The sequence below is a fragment of the Pseudomonas sp. 9_2_1 genome, from assembly GCF_059295275.1.
Genome location: NZ_CM181239.1, coordinates 1,143,684 through 1,161,603, shown reverse-complemented (window position 1 = coordinate 1,161,603; position 17,920 = coordinate 1,143,684). Strand labels below are relative to the sequence as shown.

The window sequence follows — 17,920 nt, the reverse complement described above, 5'->3', positions numbered from 1 at the left end:
TCACGAATAGTTGCTCTATCGGGCAACTTTTTTCTGAACTATTGGAAAAACGTTCGAGTCGGAGCCAATAGCCATCACGCTAAAACCCTGCACACCTGCCCTCGTGCACCGTTGAGCTGAAGCGCACGGAAACTGTCAGGGAATGAGCGATGGACTGCTACGGACATCGTCGTTATCAGGAGTGATCCAATGGAACTGACCACCATGAAAACCCGCACTTTCAAACCGTCATCCACTCATGTGCGCGGGTTCAAGCTGGCCGCGCTGGCCCTGGGCAGTAGCCTGGTCCTGGCTGGCTGTGCGGGCAACCCGCCCACCGAGCAGTATGCCGTCACCCAGTCCGCCGTTAACTCAGCCGTCAGCGCTGGCGGTACCGAGTTTGCCGCCGTGGAAATGAAAGCGGCGCAGGACAAGTTCAAGCAGGCCGAAATCGCCATGCACGACAAGAAGTACGACGAAGCCAAGCGTCTGGCCCAACAGGCCGAATGGGACGCCCGCCTCGCCGAACGCAAAGCCCAGGCGGCCAAGGCCCAGAAGGCTGTGCAGGATGCCCGCCAGGGCGTTCAGGACGTACGTGAGGAAGGCCTGCGCAGCGCTCAGTGAGCCCTGCCCCGCCAACCTTAGCCTTCGCACTCGATCAAAGGATGAACACTATGCGCAAACACGTCATGATTCCCGCCCTGCTGGCCCTGAGCGTCGGTCTTGCTGCCTGCTCCCACGACCCTAACGCCAACCTCGAGTCGGCCCGCACCAACTTCTCCGCGCTGCAAAGCGACCCGCAATCGAGCAAGGTCGCGGCACTGGAGACCAAGGACGCCCAGGACTGGCTGAACAAGGCCGACAAGGCCTACATGGACCGTGAGGACGAGAAGAAAGTCGATCAGCTCGCCTACCTGACCAACCAGCGCGTCGAAGTGGCCAAGCAGACTATCGCCCTGCGCACCGCTGAGGGCGAGTTGAAAAACGCCTCGGCAGAGCGCGCCAAGGCCAAGCTCGATGCCCGCGACGCACAGATCGCCAAGCTGCAGGACAGCCTCAACGCCAAGCAGACCGACCGCGGTACCCTGGTCACCTTTGGCGACGTGCTGTTCGACTTCAACAAGGCCGAGCTCAAGAGCAACGCCTACCCGAACGTTACCAAGCTGGCGCAGTTCCTCCAGGAAAACCCGGAGCGCAAGGTGATCGTCGAGGGCTACACCGACAGCGTCGGCTCGGCCAACTACAACCAGACCCTGTCCGAGCGCCGTGCCAACAGCGTGCGCATGGCACTGGTGCGTGCCGGTGTAGACCCGGCGCGTATCGTGTCGCAAGGGTATGGTAAGGAATATCCGGTGGCTGACAACGGCAGCAATTCGGGCCGTGCTCAGAACCGTCGGGTCGAGGTGACCATCTCCAACGACAACCAGCCGGTGGCACCGCGCTCGGTGAGCCAGGTCAGTCAGTAAGACCGGTTGGCTGAACCCGGAACCCCGCCTTCATGGTGGGGTTTTTATTTGGGCGTTTGGTCTCGTGCCTTTAGAGATGTGGTGATTGGGAGACCGAGCGCCGCGCGGGCGGCGCTCGATTTCCCAGGCCCCACAAAAATCACGTCGCTCCCTCACTGCACCTGCTGCGGGCTTTCCTCCCCCATGCAGCGCACCGCGCGCTTGCGGTTGTCCACCAACACGCCGGTCAGGCCTTTTTGCTGAGTGTCGAACAGCACCAGCACGCCATCCATGCACTGGGCCACTTGCGGGGCGGGGTCGAGGGAGACTTTGTAGTCCTCGCCGGGGATGGTCTTGAGCATGGTGAAGTCCTGCAGCAGCAGGGCATCCTCGGGCTTGGCGAAATGCAGGTAACCGTAATACCACAAGGCCCCCACCGTCACGATGATGCTGCCGACGCCGGTCAGGATCAGCGGGATGGCGTTGCGTTCTTCACTCATTGCTTGTTCTTCTCGTCAGGGTAATTGGGCACTTCGGCCAGCCGCCGAAGCCCGTTGAAATGGCTGGGGTCGTCGAGGAAACGCAACATGACCTGGCGCCACGTAGGGTCGGCAAAAGTCTGCACGTGGCCGCCGCGGGTCAGTTGCAGCACGCGCGGTGGAGGTGCGTGCTGATACAGCTGGATGCCGTTGTCCATCGGCACGAGATTGTCGTCGATGCTGTGGAAAAACAACTTGGGCGGGCTGCTTAGCTGCTCGATCGAGCGGATCGCGCTGTCGCCGTCCGGCACCAGCCACGACAGCGGCACCTGCAGCGGCCAGGTCATCCAGGACGTACTGAGGGCAAAGCGCCCGACAGCACGGTAACTGGCCGGCACGCCGTCGAACACCAGCGCGCTGAAGCGCTGGCGCTGCTCGGGGTGGGCCGCCAGGTAGTGAATGGCCATGGCACCGCCGAGGCTCTGCCCCAGCAGCACCAGCGGCTTGCCCTTGGCCTCGGGCGCCTGGTCGAGCCAGGCCATGGCGGCGGCAATGTCCTGGTACACCTCAGGCAGGCTCGGCTTGCCCTCGGACAAGCCGTAGCCGCGGTAATCGATCATCAGCACCTGGTAGCCCTGCTCCGGCAGCCAGTAGCTGCCGCCAAGGTGCCCGGGCAGGTTGCCGCCGTTGCCGTGCAGGTGCAGCACCGTGCCCTTGACCTCGACCCCCGCCTTGGCCGGCAGCCACCAACCGTGCAGGCGAATACCGTCAGCGCTGGTGAGGGTGACATCACGGTACTCGAGCTTGGCCCGCTCCGGGGTAAAGGCCTGGCCAGGTTCGGGGTAGAACAGCAGGCTGCTGCAGCCGCCAGGCCCGAGCAGGACCAGGCCAAGGGCCAGCAGGCGGCAGCGCTCAGAGAATGTTCGCGTAGTCGGCTTCAATACGGTCCAGGCTCAGGTGGTTGAGGAAGTTGGAGAAGCACATCCAGGCTGACAGCGCGTTCAGGTCGCGGAACTGTTCCGGCAGGTACTTGGGCGGCTCGACAAGGCCCTCTTCGACCAGCTGGCGCAAGGTGCGCATGTCTTCCAGGGTGGTCTTGCCACAGAACAGCAGCGGAATCTGCTCGAGCTTGCCCTTCTTCACGGCCAACTGAATGTAGTTGTAAACCATGATGAAGCCCTTGAGGTAGGACAAGTCCTTGGTGAATGGCAAGCCATTGGGCACCGAACCGCGGAACACCCGGCTGGCGTTGCTGTAGCTTTGCGCCATCTCGAAGCCCTGCTCGCGGAAGAACCCGTACACCTGCATGAAGTCCGCGCCCTCCTCGACCATGTGGATGGCGCGGGTGCGGTTGGTGAGCTTGCGCAGGCGGCTGGGGTAGGAGGCAAAGGCTATCACCTCCATCAGAATGGCCAGGCCCTCCTGGGTCACCGTCGACGAGGGTGGGCCCTTGGCCAGGAAGGTGCAGATCGGCTGGTTCAGGCCATTGAGCGTGGTACCGACGTGCACCAGCCCTTCGTGCACCTCCAGGGCGCGCACGTCGCGAGCGTTGAACATGGCGTCGGCACGCACCTTGATGTAGTCGGCACCCGCTGCGGCATCGGCGACGATACCGTCGGACTCGAACACGCGGATGGTCTCCTCGGCCTCGCCGAACACCTTGTTCAGCCGGCGCTGGAGGATCTCCACGGCCTCCTTGGCGGTGAGGTTCTTGGGTTCGTCCTTGAGGTCGCCGCGGCCATCGATGTTGTTCAGGTAGTCCGACAGCATCAGGCCGAGGTCTGCCAAGGTCGGGTCGCCGGCGTGGAAGGCGTCCGAGGCAGCGCCGTACAGCTCCTGGGAGATCAGGCCGAAATCCTCGGTGCCGCGCGCTTCGAGCATACGCACCACCATGCGGTACTCGCGGCACATGCGCTTCATGATCTGGCCGACCGGGTTGAACTGGCCGAGCTGGCGGATGATGTCGCGTTCGATGCCCTGGAACTCGGCCTTGACCGCGTTGGAGTCGAAGGCCAGCGGGCGCGACTGGTAATAGGCGCGGTCGACTGCCGGTGGTTCCTTGCCCTTGGCCTTGAGGAAGCCCTGGCGGATGTTGTCGTCCCACTTCACCGCGTCCAGGACCCGAATCGGGGTCTGTGCCGCAACGATGCGGTCGGACAGGGCGCGGATGGTTTGCTGGTATTCGTCCACCGGGGACTCCTTTCTAGTACAGGAAACCTGTACCGGCCTCTTCGCGGCTAAAGCCGCTCCCACAGGTACCGCACAGTATTCAGGACCTGTGCAGTGCCTGTGGGAGCGGCTTTGGCCGCGAAGAGGCCAGCACGGTCATTTGCCGGAGCGCTGGAACCGCGCCACCTCGACGAACAGGTCCGAGTTGGCCGGGTCGTCAAGGTATGCCAGCACCCGCGCCGCAGGGCTGTCGATCAGCACGCCGTCGCCGTTGTCTTCCGGCACCTCGGTGCTGCGCCCGCTCAGTTCCTTCTTGTCCACCGCCTGCTGCACCTGCTCGACATCCAGGTTGTAGACCACCAGTTCCTTGCCATCGACGATGTCGAAACCGCCGATGAGGAAATTGCCGCCCAGGCGCTTGGGCACGCCAGCCGACAGGTACCAGCGGTTGCCGTGGCGCGAGACGGTGAACACGTATTCTTCAGGGGCCTTGCCCTTGGCCGTTGCCACCGCCTTGTAGGCATCGCCGCCGCTGCGGCTGATGGTGAGCTTCAGCGGCTCGCCCCAGGCGTCCTTGCTGCTCCATTTACCGAGCAGGGACTTGGGCGCCGACTGGTTGCTGGGCAGGGGCTCGTGGAAGGTCACCAGACAACCGCCCAGCAGCAGGAATGACAGAGTCAACAACACCACACGCCAGGCTTTCATCAGGTTCTCCTTGAAAAGTCGGACTCGCCTCAGGCCGATGCCAGCACCAGCTGCAGGTACCGGGTAAGCATAGCGAGCATCTGCCCATCGGCTTGCGCGTTCGCATCCTTGAGCAGGCCCTGATATTCCATCTGCTCGATAATCGCCGTCAACATCTGGGCGTCCTGTTCCGGTTGCCGCGAGCCTACCACCTGCAGCAATTGCCGAGTGCCGTGCAGCAGGATCTGCTCGTGGGCGCGTACCAGTTCGGCCAGGCGCGGGCACAGCAGGGCTTCCTGGCGGAAGGCCTGTTCGGCCATCAGGAAGTCGCGACGGTTGAGCAACTGGCGCTGTACGTAGTCGGCGGTCATGCCCGCCACTTCGTCGGCCAGGCGTGCCCGTGCCTGCGGGGTGCCATCACCCTGGGCCACCAACTGGCGCAACAGCACCTCGGTGTTGGCCCACAGCTTGGCCATGTAGGCAGCGCTGCGCTCGACGTACTGGGCAAAGGTATCGGTGAGCAGGTCCTCGATATCCTTGAAGTAGTAGGTGGTGGCCGACAACGGCACACCGGCCTCGGCCGCCACCGCGCGGTGGCGCACACCGCGCACGCCGTCGCGCACGACAATGCGCATGGCGGCGTCGAGGATCAGCTGGCGGCGCTGCTCGCTGCCTTGGCGGGCAGTCTTGCGGCCTTGGTATTGCACGCTTTCGGCGACGGCGGTGGCGATGCCGGCGGCGCCTTGGTCAGGCATGGCGGGTGTCAAGGGACTACCTCATGGTTCAAGTCATCTGCAGCCTGTACCGGCCCTATCGCCGGCAAGCCAGCTCCTACAGGTACGGCACAAGCCTGAGACCTGTGCGATACCGGTGAAAGCTGCCTTGCCGGCGATAGGGCCGGTACAGACAACATAATGCTTCAGGCAAGAAAAAGCCGCCTCGAAAGGCGGCTCGTTCACTTCACTCAGGCCTGCGGACGCATGTGCGGGAACAGGATCACGTCGCGGATCGACGGCGAGTTGGTCAGCAGCATCACCAGGCGATCGATACCGATGCCCTCGCCTGCAGTCGGCGGCATGCCGTACTCCAGGGCGCGGACGAAGTCGGCGTCGTAGTGCATGGCTTCGTCGTCACCGGCATCCTTCTCGGCCACCTGGGCCAGGAAACGCTCGGCCTGGTCTTCGGCATCGTTGAGCTCGGAGTAGGCGTTGGCAATCTCGCGGCCACCAATGAACAGCTCGAAGCGGTCGGTCACGGCCGGGTTGTCGTCGTTGCGACGGGCCAGCGGCGACACTTCGAACGGGTACTCGGTGATGAAGTGCGGCTGCTCCAGCTTGTGCTCGACCAGCTCTTCGAAAATCATCACCTGCAGCTTGCCCAGGCCTTCGTGGCCCAGCACCTTGGCACCAGCCTTTTTGGCGATGTCACGGGCGCGGTCGACGTCCTGCAGATCGGCGGCGGTCAGCTCCGGGTTGTACTTGAGGATCGAGTCGAACACCGACAGGCGCACGAACGGCTCGCCGAAGTGGAACACCTTGTCGCCGTAAGGCACGTCGGTGCTGCCCAGTACCAGCTGCGCCAGCTCGCGGAACAGTTCCTCGGTGAGGTCCATGTTGTCGCGGTAGTCGGCGTAGGCCTGGTAGAACTCGAGCATGGTGAATTCAGGGTTGTGACGAGTCGAAACGCCTTCGTTACGGAAGTTGCGGTTGATCTCGAACACCTTTTCAAAGCCACCCACTACCAGGCGCTTGAGGTACAGCTCCGGCGCAATGCGCAGGAACATGGCCATGTCCAGGGCGTTGTGGTGAGTTTCGAACGGCTTGGCGGCGGCACCGCCCGGGATGGTCTGCAGCATCGGCGTTTCGACCTCGAGGAAGTCGCGCTCGATGAGGAACTTGCGAATGTGCGAGATCACCTGCGAACGCACACGGAAGGTGTGGCGGGTTTCTTCGTTGACCATCAAATCGACGTAACGCTGGCGGTAGCGCTGCTCGGTGTCGGTCAGGCCGTGGTGCTTGTCGGGCAGCGGGCGCAGCGACTTGGTCAGCAGGCGCACGTTGGTCATCTCGACGTACAGGTCGCCCTTGCCGGAACGGGCCAGGGTGCCTTCGGCGCTGATGATGTCGCCCAGGTCCCAGGTCTTGACCGCCGCCAGGGTTTCTTCCGGCAGGGTCTTGCGGTTGACGTAGACCTGGATGCGACCGGTCATGTCCTGGATCACCATGAACGAGCCACGGTTGAGCATGATGCGGCCGGCTACCTTGACCGGGATCGCGGCTGCTTCCAGCTCTTCCTTGGTCTTGTCCGCGTACTGTTTCTGCAGGTCGTTGCAGTAGCTGTCGCGACGGAAGTCATTGGGGAAGGCATTGCCTTTGGCGCGCTCGGCGGCAAGTTTTTCCTTGCGCAGGGCGATCAGGGCATTTTCTTCCTGTTGCAGGTCTTGCGATTCGGTCTTCAGGTCGCTCATGTCGTCATTCTTTCCATCAGGTATTCGTTGCCCTTCTCGGGCAGGGCACGCGCTACCGGCAAGCGGCCGGTAGCGCGGCAGTGGTATGCGGCTTACAGCCCCTGCTTGAGGCTCGCTTCCAGGTACTGGTCGATGTCGCCGTCCAGCACCTTGTTGCAGTCGCTGCGCTCGACGCCGGTACGCAGGTCCTTGATACGCGAGTCATCGAGGACGTAGGAGCGAATCTGATGGCCCCAGCCGATGTCCGACTTGCTGTCTTCCAGCGCCTGCGAAGCAGCGTTGCGCTTCTGCATTTCCAGCTCGTACAACTTGGCCCGCAGCATTTTCATGGCGGTGTCCTTGTTGGCGTGCTGCGAGCGTTCGTTCTGGCAGGCCACCACGGTGTTGGTCGGCACGTGGGTGATACGCACCGCCGAGTCGGTGGTGTTCACGTGCTGGCCACCGGCACCCGAGGAGCGGTAGGTGTCGATGCGCAGGTCGGACGGGTTGATATCGATCTCGACCTTGTCGTCGATTTCGGGCGACACGAACACCGCCGAGAACGAGGTGTGGCGACGCGCACCGGAGTCGAACGGGCTCTTGCGCACCAGGCGGTGCACGCCGATTTCGGTGCGCAGCCAGCCGAAGGCATACTCGCCCTTGATGTGCACGGTGGCGCCCTTGATGCCGGCGACTTCACCTTCGGACAGCTCGATGATGGTGGCGTCGAAACCACGCTTGTCGGCCCAGCGCAGGTACATGCGCAGCAGGATGTTGGCCCAGTCCTGCGCTTCGGTACCACCGGAGCCGGCCTGGATGTCCAGGTAGGCGTTGTTCGGGTCCATCTCGCCGCTGAACATGCGACGGAACTCAAGCTGGGCCAGGGATTCTTCCAGGCCTTGCAGCTCGGTCTCGACGTCGCTCACGGCGCTTTCGTCGTCTTCCTCGACAGCCATGTCGAGCAGGTCCTTGCAGTCGGCCAGGCCGTTGGACATCTTGTCCAGGGTCTCGACCACCTGCGCCAGCATGGCACGCTCGCGGCCCAGGGCCTGGGCGTACTCTGGCTTGTTCCAGACGTTGGGGTCTTCCAGCTCGCGGTTGACTTCGATCAGGCGGTCATGCTTTTGATCGTAGTCAAAGATACCCCCGAATGGACTGGGAACGCTCGGTGAGGTCCTTGATGGTGTTCAGGATCGGTTGGATTTCCATGGTCGGCGGCTCTCGTGCGAATTCGGTGAAAAGCCCGCGAGTATAACCGAGTCCGCAGCACGGCGGCAGACCCGCCGGGCGGTAGAAGTGGCATCGCCTGAATGACCTCTGGCACCTGCCCCGGCCCTGTTGCCCTCAAGCCAGCCCCACAAGGCGGGTGCTGCACCTGTGGGAGCTGGCTTGCCGACGATGAGGCCCTGTCAGGCGATACCGACCTGATTGCGCCCGTTGTTCTTGGCTTGGTACAGGCCTTTGTCCGCCGCCGAGATCAGCTGACGGCAGTGGTGGCCCTGCGCCGGGGTCTGGGTGGCCAGGCCAATGCTCACGGTGAGGTACGAGCCGGCCGCCGGCGCGCTGTGCGGGATACCCAGGCCTTGCACGGTCTGACGCAGCTTCTCGGCCACCAGCCGCGCACCGCCTGGCGAGGTATTGGGCAGCACCAGGGCGAACTCCTCGCCACCGTAACGTGCCGGCAGGTCGGTCGGCCGCGCGCAGGAGCCACGGATGGATTCGGCCACCTGGCGCAGCGCTTCATCGCCGGCCAGGTGGCCGAAGCTGTCGTTGTAGGCCTTGAAGTAGTCGACGTCGATCATCAGCAACGACAACTGCTGCTGTTCACGCATGGCCCGGCGCCATTCCAGCTCCAGGTACTCGTCGAAGTGGCGGCGGTTGGACAGCCCGGTCAGGCCATCGGAGTTCATCAGCCGCTGCAGCATCAGATTCGAGTCCAGCAACTGCTGCTGGCTGACGCGCAAGGCGCGGTAGGCTTCGTCACGCTGCAGCAAGGTCAGGTAGGAGCGCGAGTGATAGCGAATGCGCGCCACCAGTTCGATGGTGTCCGGCAGCTTGACCAGGTAATCGTTGGCCCCGGCGGCAAATGCCGCGCTTTTCACCAGCGGGTCTTCCTTGGTCGACAGGACGATGATCGGGATGTCCTGGGTTGCCGGGTTGTTGCGGTATTCGCGTACCAGCGTCAGCCCGTCCAGGCCCGGCATGATCAGGTCCTGCAGGATCACCGTGGGCTTGATGCGCATGGCCTGGGCCACGGCCTGGTGCGGGTCGGCGCAGAAGTGGAAATCGATGTTGTCTTCATTGGCCAGGCCACGCCGCACCGCCTCGCCGATCATGGCCTGGTCGTCGACCAACAGCACCATCGCCGAATTTTCATGGGCGGTCGCGAAACCTTCGATCGGTAAATCATTCATGCCAGTTCACCCGATCACTGCCGGCCAGGCGGCGTGATTCAATACACTTCGTCATTTTGCGAAAATTTCCGTCAAGCGCCCGGCTATTCGTTCCAACGGGCGGATCTCCACCGCAGCATCTATCGCCGCAGCAGCCTTGGGCATCCCGTAGACGGCGCTGCTGGCCTGGTCCTGAGCAATGGTCAGAAAGCCCTGCTGGCGCATCTGTTTCAGGCCTTGGGCACCATCGCGGCCCATGCCGGTGAGCAACACGCCCACCGCATCGCCGGTCCAGTACCGTGCCACGCTCTCGAAGAACACATCGATGGAGGGCCGGTAGATCTCGTTGACAGGTTCGGCAGTGTAGGCCAGTTGGCCGTTTTTCAGCAGCCGGATGTGGTGGTTGGTGCCTGCCAGTAACACCTGGCCAGGCTGCGGCGGCTCGCCTTCCTGGGCCAGGCGCACCGGCAAGCCTGCAGCGCTGCTGAGCCATTCGGCCATACCAGCGGCAAACACCTGGTCGACATGCTGGACCAGCACGATGGCTGCGGGGAATTTGCTCGGCAAGCCTTTGAGCAACACTTCGAGCGCTGCCGGCCCGCCAGCCGACGAGCCGATCGCCACCAGGCCAGGGCGTTGCGAGGCCTCCCGCACCGGCACGGCCTTCGGGCGTTCGGCAGGGGCACGCTGCTGGCCGACCAACCAGCCGATATTGAGAATCTTGCGCAGCAATGGCGCCGCCGCCTCGCGGGCATCGCCAGCACCCAGCGCCGGGGTATCGACCACATCCAGGGCGCCATGGCCCATGGCCTCGAACACCCGGTGCACGTTCTGCTGGCGGTCGACGGTGACGATGACAATGGCACACGGGGTTTCGGCCATGATCCGCCGGGTGGCCTCGACGCCATCCATCACCGGCATGATCAGGTCCATCAGGATCAGGTCCGGCAGTTGTTCGGCACAGCGCTGCACCGCTTCGGCGCCATTGCTGGCCACCCACACCACCCGATGCGCGGGCTCGAAAGCGACTGCCCGGCGCAGCGCCTCGACGGCCATGGGCATGTCATTGACGATGGCGATCTTCATCCTTGAGCACCTCCGATCAGCTCGACTACAGCATCCAGCAACGCATCGTCGTGGAAACTGGCTTTTGCCAAATAGTAGTCGGCGCCGGCATCCAGGCCACGCCGCCGGTCTTCCTCACGGTCCTTGTACGACACCACCATCACCGGCAGCGCCTGCAGGCGCTGGTCGCGGCGCACCAGGGTGACCAGTTCGATGCCGTCCATGCGCGGCATGTCGATGTCGGTGATCAGCAGGTCGAAATCCTCGCCACGCAGGGCGTTCCAGCCGTCCATGCCATCCACCGCCACGGCCACGTCATAGCCACGGTTACTCAACAGCTTGCGCTGCAGTTCACGCACGGTCAGTGAATCGTCGACCACCAGCACGCGCTTGCGGACCATGCCACGGGCACTGCTGTTACCGCGTTCGATACGCTCAAGGCTGCCGGTGCTGAGCAGTTTTTCCACCGAGCGCAGCAAGTCCTCGACATCGACGATCAGCACCACCGAACCATCATCGAGCAAGGCGCCGGAAGAAATGTCCTGCACCTTGCCCAGCCGTGGGTCGAGCGGCATCACCACCAGCACCCGCTCGCCCACCAGCCGTTCCACGGCCACGCCGTACAGTTGCTCGCGCTCCCGGATCACCACCACCCGCAGGCTGGCCTCTTCGGTTTGCCCGGCCGGGCGGTTCAGCAACTGGCTGGCTGCCACCAGGCCAATATGCCGGCCTTCGTGCCAGAAGTGCTGGCGCCCTTCGATCTGCACGATCTGCTCGGCAGTCACCTCCAGGGTGCGTTCGATATGGGCGAGGGGGAAGGCATAGGCCTCACCGCCCACCTCGACCACCAGGCTGCGCACCACCGACAGGGTCAGCGGCACCTGCAGGTGGAAGCGGCAGCCCTGCCCCGCCACCTGGGTAAGCTCGATCGAGCCGCGCAGCTCGCGGATCATGTGTTGCACCGCATCCAGCCCCACGCCACGGCCGGACACTTCGGTGACCTTGTCGCGCAGGCTGAAGCCGGGCAGGAACAGGAACGTCAGCAGCTCCGCCTCGCTCATCCGCGCCACTGTGTCGGCAGGCGACAGGGCGCGTTCCACGATGCTGCTGCGCAGGCGCTCAAGGTCGATGCCGGCGCCATCATCGATCAGCTCCAGGCTGAGCATGCCGGCCTGGTGCGAAGCACGCAGGCGGATCACGCCCTCATCCGGCTTGCCTGCCAGCAGGCGCCGTTCCGGCGGCTCGATGCCGTGGTCGACCGCGTTGCGCAACAGGTGGGTCAACGGTGCTTCGAGCTTTTCCAGTACATCGCGGTCGACCTGGGTCTTTTCGCCTTCCACGGCCAGCCGTACCGGCTTGCCCAAGGACCGGCCGAGGTCACGGACCATGCGGCTCTGGCCGGTCAGCACATCGGCAAACGGGCGCATGCGGCAGGCCAGCGCGGTGTCGTAAAGCAGTTGCGCACGCTGGCTGGCCTGCCAGCCGAACTCATCAAGGTCGGCGGCCTGCTGCTGCAGAATCTGCTGGGTCTCGGCCAACAGGCGCTGGGTTTGCGCCAAGGCATCAAGCACCTCGCTGCTCTGGCCGCTGTCTTCCAGTTGCATGCGCAGGCCGTCGAGCGCCTGCATGCCCTGCCCGTGCATGCGCTTGAGGCGCTGCAGGGTGGCCAGGTAGGGCTTGAGCCGCTGGGTTTCCACCAGCGACTTGCTGGACAGGTCGAGCAGGCTGTTGAGGCGGTCGGCGGTGACCCGTAGCACCCGTTCGCTACCTTCGCCGGCGCGCTTGCCGGCCTTGCGATGCACGGTCGGCTCAGGCTCCGGCTCAAGCTCCAGTGGCTCCCTTGCCAGCAGCACAGGTTCGATTGGCGGCGCCAGGCCCGGCAAAGCCGGCGTGGCAGCTATAGCCGCAGCGCCTGGATCGAGCAGGCTGGCCATTTGTGCAAGGAACACCGGCAGGGTCGCCTGCGCCCTGGCGTCGCCCGGCGTAGCGATGCGCATCAGCAGGTCGGTCCCCTGCAACAACGCGTCGATATGCTCGGCGGTGAGGCGCAAGCGCCCTTCCTGGGCTGCCACCAGGCAATCTTCCATGACGTGGGCAACGCTGACGCCAGCATCCACCCCGACGATACGAGCCGCGCCCTTCAGCGAATGGGCGGCACGCATGCACGCCTCAAGCTGGTCGGCCTGCGTGGGGTTGCGCTCCAGCGCCATCAGGCCGGTACTCAGTACTTGAGTCTGCGCCTCGGCCTCCAGGCTGAACAGTTCGAGCAACGATGCGTCGCGCATTTGCTCCGGGGTCATGAAAGGCTCCGCTGTACGGCAGACAATAATTGTTGATCGTCCAGCACTCGCACACTGCGGCCGCGCCATTGCAGCACTGCAGCAGTGAAGTGCGTGGCATCCTGGCCACTGCCTTGCAGCAGCGGGTCGAGCCGATGAATACCGTCGACTTCTTCGACAGCCAGCACTACCGGGCCACCTTCGGCAGCCAGGATCAGCATGCGTGGCATCGCCCGCCCGCCGCGCGGCTCAGCGGCAGCGGCCTGCACACCCAGCAGGTCGGCCAGCGACAGGCACGGGACCAGCGCCCCCCGCACATTGGCAACCCCCCGCAGCACCCGCGAGCGCTGGTGTGGCAGCGAATGAACCGCCTGCAACGGGGCGATCTCGGCCAGGCAGGCCGTGGCCAGCGCCAGCCATTCTTCACCCAGGCGGAACAGCAGCATGGAGCGGCCGGTGTGTTCCTCCACCGGCGCCACTGCCGGCTGGTGGTCCTGCATCAAGGCATAGCGGTCGAGCAGGCGCGTGGCTGCAGCGGCATACACCTCGCAATTGCGACAGTGGACATGCTGTTCCAGCAGTGGGCACTGCTTGTCACCGTGGACGCCAATGCGGTTCCAGCAGTCGTCGATGTGCGCGTCATCCTCGGCCAGTAGCTGCATCGCGGATTCACCCTTCATCGCTCAGACTCCCGGCCAACCCGCGCAGCCCGCTCCTGCAGGCGCCGGGCCCCGGCCAGGTCGCCCTGGGCCGCCAGCAGGGCCGCCAGGTGCACCAGCGCCTCGGGGTGCTGTGGTTCCAGGTACAGGGCCTTGCGGTAGTGGGTCAGTGCCTGCTGCGCATCGCCTGCGGTGTCACTGAGCAGCCCCAGCCAGTAGTACACCTGCGCCGACGGCGCGAACTGCCCCAGGTAGCGCTGGCATTCGCTGCGGGCCTGATCGCTGGCACCGGCATTGGCCAGCCGGGCAATGCTGTCCAGCAACTCGCTTTCGTCCTCACGCTGGTTGCGCGCCGGCGCGGGCCTGGTCGTGACGGGCAGCACCCGCAGCGGGCGCGGCAACGCTGCACCCGGCGGCGGATAGCCCGGGGTGGCCAGTGCGGGTTGGGGACGCTTTACGGGCAGGGCCGAAGCCGCCGCCAGCGGCGTGCTGCCGCCCTCCTGACGCACATAGGCGAACGACTGCGCGATGCCCAGCGGGCGCATGCCCAACCGTGCCAGCAAGCTGCCCTCGGCGGGGCCGATGAACAGCACACCCTGCGGATGCAGCAGGCGTTTGAGCACTTCGAACACTCGCTGCTGGGTTGGCACGTCGAAATAGATCAACAGGTTGCGGCAGAACACGAAGTCGTACAGGCCATCGCGGCTGGCCAGCGCCGGGTCGAGCACGTTGCCTACCTGCAGGCTGACTGGCTGGCGTACCCGCTCATGCAGGCGGTGGCCTTCGTCAACAGCATCGAAGTAGCGCTCGCGAAAGCCCAGGTCGCTGCCGCGAAACGCATTGCGCCCATACACGGCCTGCCCAGCCTTGGCCACCGAGCTGGGACTGATGTCCATGCCGTCGATCAAAAACGCACCCGGTGCGATGCCGGCATCCAGCAAGGCCATGGCCAGCGAATAGGGCTCCTCGCCGGTCGAGCACGGCAAGCTGAGCAAGCGCAGTGGCCGCGCCCCCGCCAGCTCGGCCAGGCGCTTGTGCGCCAGGCTGGCCAGGGCGGTGAAGGACTCCGGGTAACGGAAGAACCAGGTTTCCGGAACGATCACCGCCTCGATCAGCGCCTGCTGTTCATCGGCAGACTGCTGCAGCCGCAGCCAGTAATCGTCCAGGTCGATGGCGTTCATGGCAACACAGCGCTGGCGCAGCGCACGCTCGACCATGGGCGCGCCCACCGACTCCACGTCCAGGCCGATGCGCTCGCGCAAGAAGCGAAAAAAACGCTGTTCGATCATGTCGCCATCCCTGTCTGGTGATCCGCGTACAGCAGTTCATGCACGGCCGCCGGCAGCAGGTCGTTTACTTCCACACGCTGCAGCAGGCCTTGTTCATCCTGGCGCACCGGCCCCAGGTACGGCGCCTCGCCGGTATCCACACCATAGGGCTGGAATTCGTCGGGGTGGCAACGCAGTGTTTCGGTGGCCTGTTCCAGGATCAGGCCAAGCTGCAGCCCCCCTCGGTAGTGCACCAGCACCAGGCGGGTACTGGTGCGCTGCGCCGCCGGCTGGCCGAAGCTCAATGCGGCCAGGTCGATCACGGGCACCAGCAGGCCGCGGTGGGCGAGGATGCCCGCGACCCACGCGGGCGCCTGGGCAATCGGCTTGAGCGGCTGACGCGGCAGCACCTCGATCACCTCGTGCGCACTCAGGGCAAAGCGCTGCTGCCTGATGCGAAACTGCAGGTACAACGCACCCTTGGCGTTGCCCGCCCGCGCGGCGCGGGGTTGCAAGTCGTTCATCGCAGTCAGACTTTGAAGCGCGACACGCCGCCGCGCAGGCCTGCGGCCACCTGGCTCAGCTCATCGATGGCGAAGCTTGCCTGGCGCAGCGACTCGACAGTCTGGGTGCTGGCGTCGCTGAGCTGGGCCAGCGCCTGGTTGATCTGCTCGGCACCGGTAGCCTGGGCCTGCATGCCTTCATTGACCATCAACACGCGCGGCGCCAGCGCCTGCACCTGGTGGATGATCTGGCTGAGCTGCTCGCCGACCTGCTGCACCTCGAACATGCCGCGGCGCACTTCTTCGGAGAACTTGTCCATGCCCATCACCCCGGCCGACACGGCCGACTGGATCTCGCGCACCATCTGTTCGATGTCGTAGGTGGCCACGGCGGTCTGGTCGGCCAGGCGGCGCACTTCGGTGGCCACCACGGCAAAACCACGGCCGTACTCGCCGGCCTTTTCCGCTTCGATAGCGGCGTTGAGCGACAGCAGGTTGGTCTGGTCGGCGACCTTGACGATGGTCACCACCATCTGGGTGATATTGCTGGCCTTCTCGTTGAGAATGCCCAGCTTGGCGTTGACCAGGTCGGCAGCGCCCATGACCTGGTGCATGGTCTCTTCCATGCGCGCCAGGCCCTGCTGGCCGGAGCCGGCGAGGCTGGAGGCCTGGTCGGCGGCCGAGGTGACTTCGGTCATGGTGCGCACCAGGTCACGCGAGGTGGCGGCAATTTCCCGCGAGGTAGCGCCGATCTCGGTGGTGGTCGCGGCAGTTTCGGTGGCAGTGGCCTGCTGTTGCTTGGAAGTGGCGGCAATTTCAGTCACCGAGGTGGTCACCTGCACCGACGAGCGCTGGGCCTGGGCCACCAGGTTGGCCAGGGCTTCGGCCATTTCGTTGAAGCCGCTTTCGATGGCACCGAACTCGTCCTTGCGGTCCAGGCTCAGGCGCATGCTCAGGTCGCCCGAGCGCAGCTTGTCGAGGGCATGCACGATGCGCTGCATGGGCGCGGTGATGGCGCGCATCAACAGCAGGCCGCAGATGCCGGCGGCGACGATGGCCAGTAACAGCGATACCACCATGCTGCCCTTGGCGGTGCTCACGGCACTGACGATCTCACTGGTGTCGGCTTCGGAGGAGGCACGGTTGTGATCGATCACTTCGTTTAGCAGCTTGCGCCCGGCCACCCAGGCCGGGGTCAGCACCTCGGTGATCAGCCGCTGGGCTTCGTCGTAGTCATGCTGGCGGTAGGCGTCCAGTACCTGGCCGACGACCTTGAGGTAGGCCTGCTCCATCTGATTGAAGCTGTCGAAGCGCGTCTGGTCGTCGGTATCCTGAATGGTCCCCTGGTAGCTGGCCATGTGCTGCTTCAGACGGTCCTCGAAGCTCTTGAACAGTTCCAGGTCGGCAGATGTGATTTCGCGTCGGTTGGAAAGGCCGACCAACTGCTGGCTGGTGACGTAACTGTCGACCCACGCGCTGCGGATCATCGAGCTGTAATAGAGCCCCGGAATGCTGTCTGTCCCCACCGCCTCTTCGGCGCTTTCGATGGTCACCAACCGCGAGTAGGCGGCCACGATCATCAGCAGCATGATGGCGATGATCACGGCGAAACTTGCCAGGATCCGTTGGCGCAAGGTCCAGTTCTTCACGTTCAGCCCTCAGGAATTCACAACGAGCGGGAAAATCGCCGAAGTATAGCCCAGAGGCCTTATGCTTTTGCGGGTGAAATGTGGGGATGGGGCGTCAAGGCCACCGGGTGCCCGCTTCGACAGATTCAGCGCCTGTGAGATCGAGCGCCGCGCGGGCGGCGCTCGATCACCCAGCCGCTGCAAATGCCATGGCGAGCACTGCCACTACGCTCCCGCCAACCGTACCTGGCTTTCAAGCTCCTGACGCAGCGCCGGGTCCAGCCGCAACTGGCGCGCCAGTTCATCCAGGTACGCGCGCTCCATGAAGTTTTCCTGGTCAACCATCATCACGCTGGCCAGGTACATCTCGGCAGCCATCTCCGGGGTTTGCGCAGCTCGCGCCACCTCGGCCGGGTCAAGCGGCTTGTTCAGCTCGGCATGCAGCCAGTACTGCAGTTCGCGGTCACTGTCCAGGCGGGCGAATTCACCCTCGATCAAGTCCCGCTCACGCTCGTCGATATGCCCGTCGGACTTGGCCGCCGCGACCAGCGCCCGCAGCACCGCCTGGCTGTGCTGCTCGACCTGGGGCGGTGGCAGGCGGTCGACCGTCTGCGGCTCCGGCCTGGCGCCCTGCTGGTTCGCCTGCCAGTTGCCATAGGCCTTGTAGGCCAGCACGCCCAGCGCGGCCAGGCCGCCGTAGGTCAGCGCCTTGCCGCCATATTTGCGGGCTTTCTTGTTGCCCAGCAAGAGCCCCAGCGCCCCCCCGCCCAGCAGGCCGCCCCCCGCACCGGACAACAGCCCGCCAAGGCCCCCGCCAGCACTGGCGGATTGGCTTGTACCTGCCTTTTTGTCGAGCAGTTGCTGGCCGGATTTGAGCAGTTGATCAAGCAAGCCCCGGGTATTCATTCGCGCGTCTCCGCATC

The 17,920-nt window shown here is 64.6% G+C and carries 17 protein-coding genes; 2 read left to right on the top strand and 15 right to left on the bottom strand.

Annotated elements, in window-relative coordinates:
- The first annotated feature begins 189 nt into the window (after positions 1 to 189).
- Together AC5O5I_RS05200 and lptF are read left to right on the top strand one after the other, a co-directional pair.
- The gene (locus tag AC5O5I_RS05200) at positions 190 to 603 is read left to right on the top strand and encodes a DUF4398 domain-containing protein (protein WP_172231671.1); all 414 of its coding nucleotides are present in this window, start codon (positions 190 to 192) and stop codon (positions 601 to 603) included.
- 50 nt (positions 604 to 653) lie between these two features.
- Entirely contained in the window at positions 654 to 1,445 is a 792-nt protein-coding gene (gene lptF, locus AC5O5I_RS05195; protein ID WP_172231674.1) for a lipotoxin F family OmpA-related lipoprotein LptF, read from the top strand.
- Between the two features lie 152 nt (positions 1,446 to 1,597).
- Here lptF and AC5O5I_RS05190 read toward each other — a convergent pair whose 3' ends face one another.
- From AC5O5I_RS05190 to AC5O5I_RS05120, 15 genes are all read right to left on the bottom strand, one after another.
- Positions 1,598 to 1,924 carry a PA3694 family proteiin gene (locus AC5O5I_RS05190; protein ID WP_172231677.1) on the bottom strand — a complete coding sequence of 109 codons (327 nt, stop codon included), beginning with the start codon at positions 1,922 to 1,924 and terminating at the stop codon, positions 1,598 to 1,600.
- Positions 1,921 to 2,844 carry an alpha/beta hydrolase gene (locus AC5O5I_RS05185; protein WP_172231680.1) on the bottom strand — a complete coding sequence of 308 codons (924 nt, stop codon included), beginning with the start codon at positions 2,842 to 2,844 and terminating at the stop codon, positions 1,921 to 1,923. The genes AC5O5I_RS05190 and AC5O5I_RS05185 overlap by 4 nt, the downstream gene beginning before the upstream one ends.
- Complete coding sequence (locus AC5O5I_RS05180; RefSeq protein WP_172288280.1) at positions 2,816 to 4,093, bottom strand: flavohemoglobin expression-modulating QEGLA motif protein; 1,278 nt, start codon at positions 4,091 to 4,093, stop codon at positions 2,816 to 2,818. The genes AC5O5I_RS05185 and AC5O5I_RS05180 overlap by 29 nt, the downstream gene beginning before the upstream one ends.
- 135 nt (positions 4,094 to 4,228) lie before the next feature.
- The gene (locus tag AC5O5I_RS05175; RefSeq protein ID WP_172230610.1) at positions 4,229 to 4,777 is read right to left on the bottom strand and encodes a hypothetical protein; all 549 of its coding nucleotides are present in this window, start codon (positions 4,775 to 4,777) and stop codon (positions 4,229 to 4,231) included.
- Positions 4,778 to 4,806: 29 nt separating this feature from the next.
- Positions 4,807 to 5,511: a TetR/AcrR family transcriptional regulator gene (locus AC5O5I_RS05170; RefSeq protein WP_172230607.1), complete on the bottom strand. Its 705-nt coding sequence runs from the start codon at positions 5,509 to 5,511 to the stop codon at positions 4,807 to 4,809.
- 209 nt (positions 5,512 to 5,720) lie between these two features.
- Complete coding sequence (gene lysS / locus AC5O5I_RS05165; protein ID WP_012270790.1) at positions 5,721 to 7,223, bottom strand: lysine--tRNA ligase; 1,503 nt, start codon at positions 7,221 to 7,223, stop codon at positions 5,721 to 5,723.
- A 92-nt stretch (positions 7,224 to 7,315) separates the two neighbouring features.
- Positions 7,316 to 8,411 (bottom strand): peptide chain release factor 2 gene (gene prfB / locus AC5O5I_RS05160; RefSeq protein WP_172230604.1). Its coding sequence is split into 2 segments (ribosomal slippage): positions 7,316 to 8,338 and positions 8,340 to 8,411, totalling 1,095 coding nucleotides; the frame shifts between segments, so codons are not numbered across the junction.
- 200 nt (positions 8,412 to 8,611) lie between these two features.
- Positions 8,612 to 9,616 carry a Wsp signal transduction system regulator diguanylate cyclase WspR gene (wspR, locus tag AC5O5I_RS05155; protein ID WP_172230601.1) on the bottom strand — a complete coding sequence of 335 codons (1,005 nt, stop codon included), beginning with the start codon at positions 9,614 to 9,616 and terminating at the stop codon, positions 8,612 to 8,614.
- Positions 9,617 to 9,667: 51 nt separating this feature from the next.
- On the bottom strand, positions 9,668 to 10,681 hold the full coding sequence (wspF, locus tag AC5O5I_RS05150; protein ID WP_172286137.1) for a Wsp signal transduction system protein-glutamate methylesterase WspF: 1,014 nt from the start codon (positions 10,679 to 10,681) through the stop codon (positions 9,668 to 9,670).
- Positions 10,678 to 12,960: a hybrid sensor histidine kinase/response regulator gene (locus AC5O5I_RS05145; RefSeq protein ID WP_494512163.1), complete on the bottom strand. Its 2,283-nt coding sequence runs from the start codon at positions 12,958 to 12,960 to the stop codon at positions 10,678 to 10,680. Before AC5O5I_RS05145 ends, wspF begins: the two co-directional genes overlap by 4 nt.
- Complete coding sequence (locus AC5O5I_RS05140; RefSeq protein WP_494512162.1) at positions 12,957 to 13,619, bottom strand: chemotaxis protein CheW; 663 nt, start codon at positions 13,617 to 13,619, stop codon at positions 12,957 to 12,959. The genes AC5O5I_RS05145 and AC5O5I_RS05140 overlap by 4 nt, the downstream gene beginning before the upstream one ends.
- Positions 13,616 to 14,887, bottom strand: coding sequence for a CheR family methyltransferase (locus AC5O5I_RS05135; protein WP_172229906.1), 1,272 nt, complete (start codon positions 14,885 to 14,887; stop codon positions 13,616 to 13,618). Before AC5O5I_RS05135 ends, AC5O5I_RS05140 begins: the two co-directional genes overlap by 4 nt.
- The gene (locus AC5O5I_RS05130; protein ID WP_494512161.1) at positions 14,884 to 15,390 is read right to left on the bottom strand and encodes a chemotaxis protein CheW; all 507 of its coding nucleotides are present in this window, start codon (positions 15,388 to 15,390) and stop codon (positions 14,884 to 14,886) included. The genes AC5O5I_RS05135 and AC5O5I_RS05130 overlap by 4 nt, the downstream gene beginning before the upstream one ends.
- A 5-nt stretch (positions 15,391 to 15,395) precedes the next feature.
- The gene (locus AC5O5I_RS05125; protein ID WP_172286142.1) at positions 15,396 to 17,018 is read right to left on the bottom strand and encodes a methyl-accepting chemotaxis protein; all 1,623 of its coding nucleotides are present in this window, start codon (positions 17,016 to 17,018) and stop codon (positions 15,396 to 15,398) included.
- A 204-nt stretch (positions 17,019 to 17,222) separates the two neighbouring features.
- Positions 17,223 to 17,903 carry a tellurite resistance TerB family protein gene (locus AC5O5I_RS05120; RefSeq protein ID WP_172232436.1) on the bottom strand — a complete coding sequence of 227 codons (681 nt, stop codon included), beginning with the start codon at positions 17,901 to 17,903 and terminating at the stop codon, positions 17,223 to 17,225.
- Positions 17,904 to 17,920: the final 17 nt, after the last annotated feature.

Coding starts and splice junctions, on each gene's coding strand:
- AC5O5I_RS05135 (WP_172229906.1), bottom strand. CDS start 14,887: ATGATCGAACAGCGTTTTTTTCGCTTCTTGCGCGAGCGCATCGGCCTG.
- wspF (WP_172286137.1), bottom strand. CDS start 10,681: ATGAAGATCGCCATCGTCAATGACATGCCCATGGCCGTCGAGGCGCTG.
- AC5O5I_RS05175 (WP_172230610.1), bottom strand. CDS start 4,777: ATGAAAGCCTGGCGTGTGGTGTTGTTGACTCTGTCATTCCTGCTGCTG.
- lysS (WP_012270790.1), bottom strand. CDS start 7,223: ATGAGCGACCTGAAGACCGAATCGCAAGACCTGCAACAGGAAGAAAAT.
- lptF (WP_172231674.1), top strand. CDS start 654: ATGCGCAAACACGTCATGATTCCCGCCCTGCTGGCCCTGAGCGTCGGT.
- AC5O5I_RS05130 (WP_494512161.1), bottom strand. CDS start 15,390: ATGAACGACTTGCAACCCCGCGCCGCGCGGGCGGGCAACGCCAAGGGT.
- AC5O5I_RS05145 (WP_494512163.1), bottom strand. CDS start 12,960: ATGACCCCGGAGCAAATGCGCGACGCATCGTTGCTCGAACTGTTCAGC.
- AC5O5I_RS05120 (WP_172232436.1), bottom strand. CDS start 17,903: ATGAATACCCGGGGCTTGCTTGATCAACTGCTCAAATCCGGCCAGCAA.
- wspR (WP_172230601.1), bottom strand. CDS start 9,616: ATGAATGATTTACCGATCGAAGGTTTCGCGACCGCCCATGAAAATTCG.
- AC5O5I_RS05140 (WP_494512162.1), bottom strand. CDS start 13,619: ATGAAGGGTGAATCCGCGATGCAGCTACTGGCCGAGGATGACGCGCAC.
- AC5O5I_RS05190 (WP_172231677.1), bottom strand. CDS start 1,924: ATGAGTGAAGAACGCAACGCCATCCCGCTGATCCTGACCGGCGTCGGC.
- AC5O5I_RS05200 (WP_172231671.1), top strand. CDS start 190: ATGGAACTGACCACCATGAAAACCCGCACTTTCAAACCGTCATCCACT.
- AC5O5I_RS05170 (WP_172230607.1), bottom strand. CDS start 5,511: ATGCCTGACCAAGGCGCCGCCGGCATCGCCACCGCCGTCGCCGAAAGC.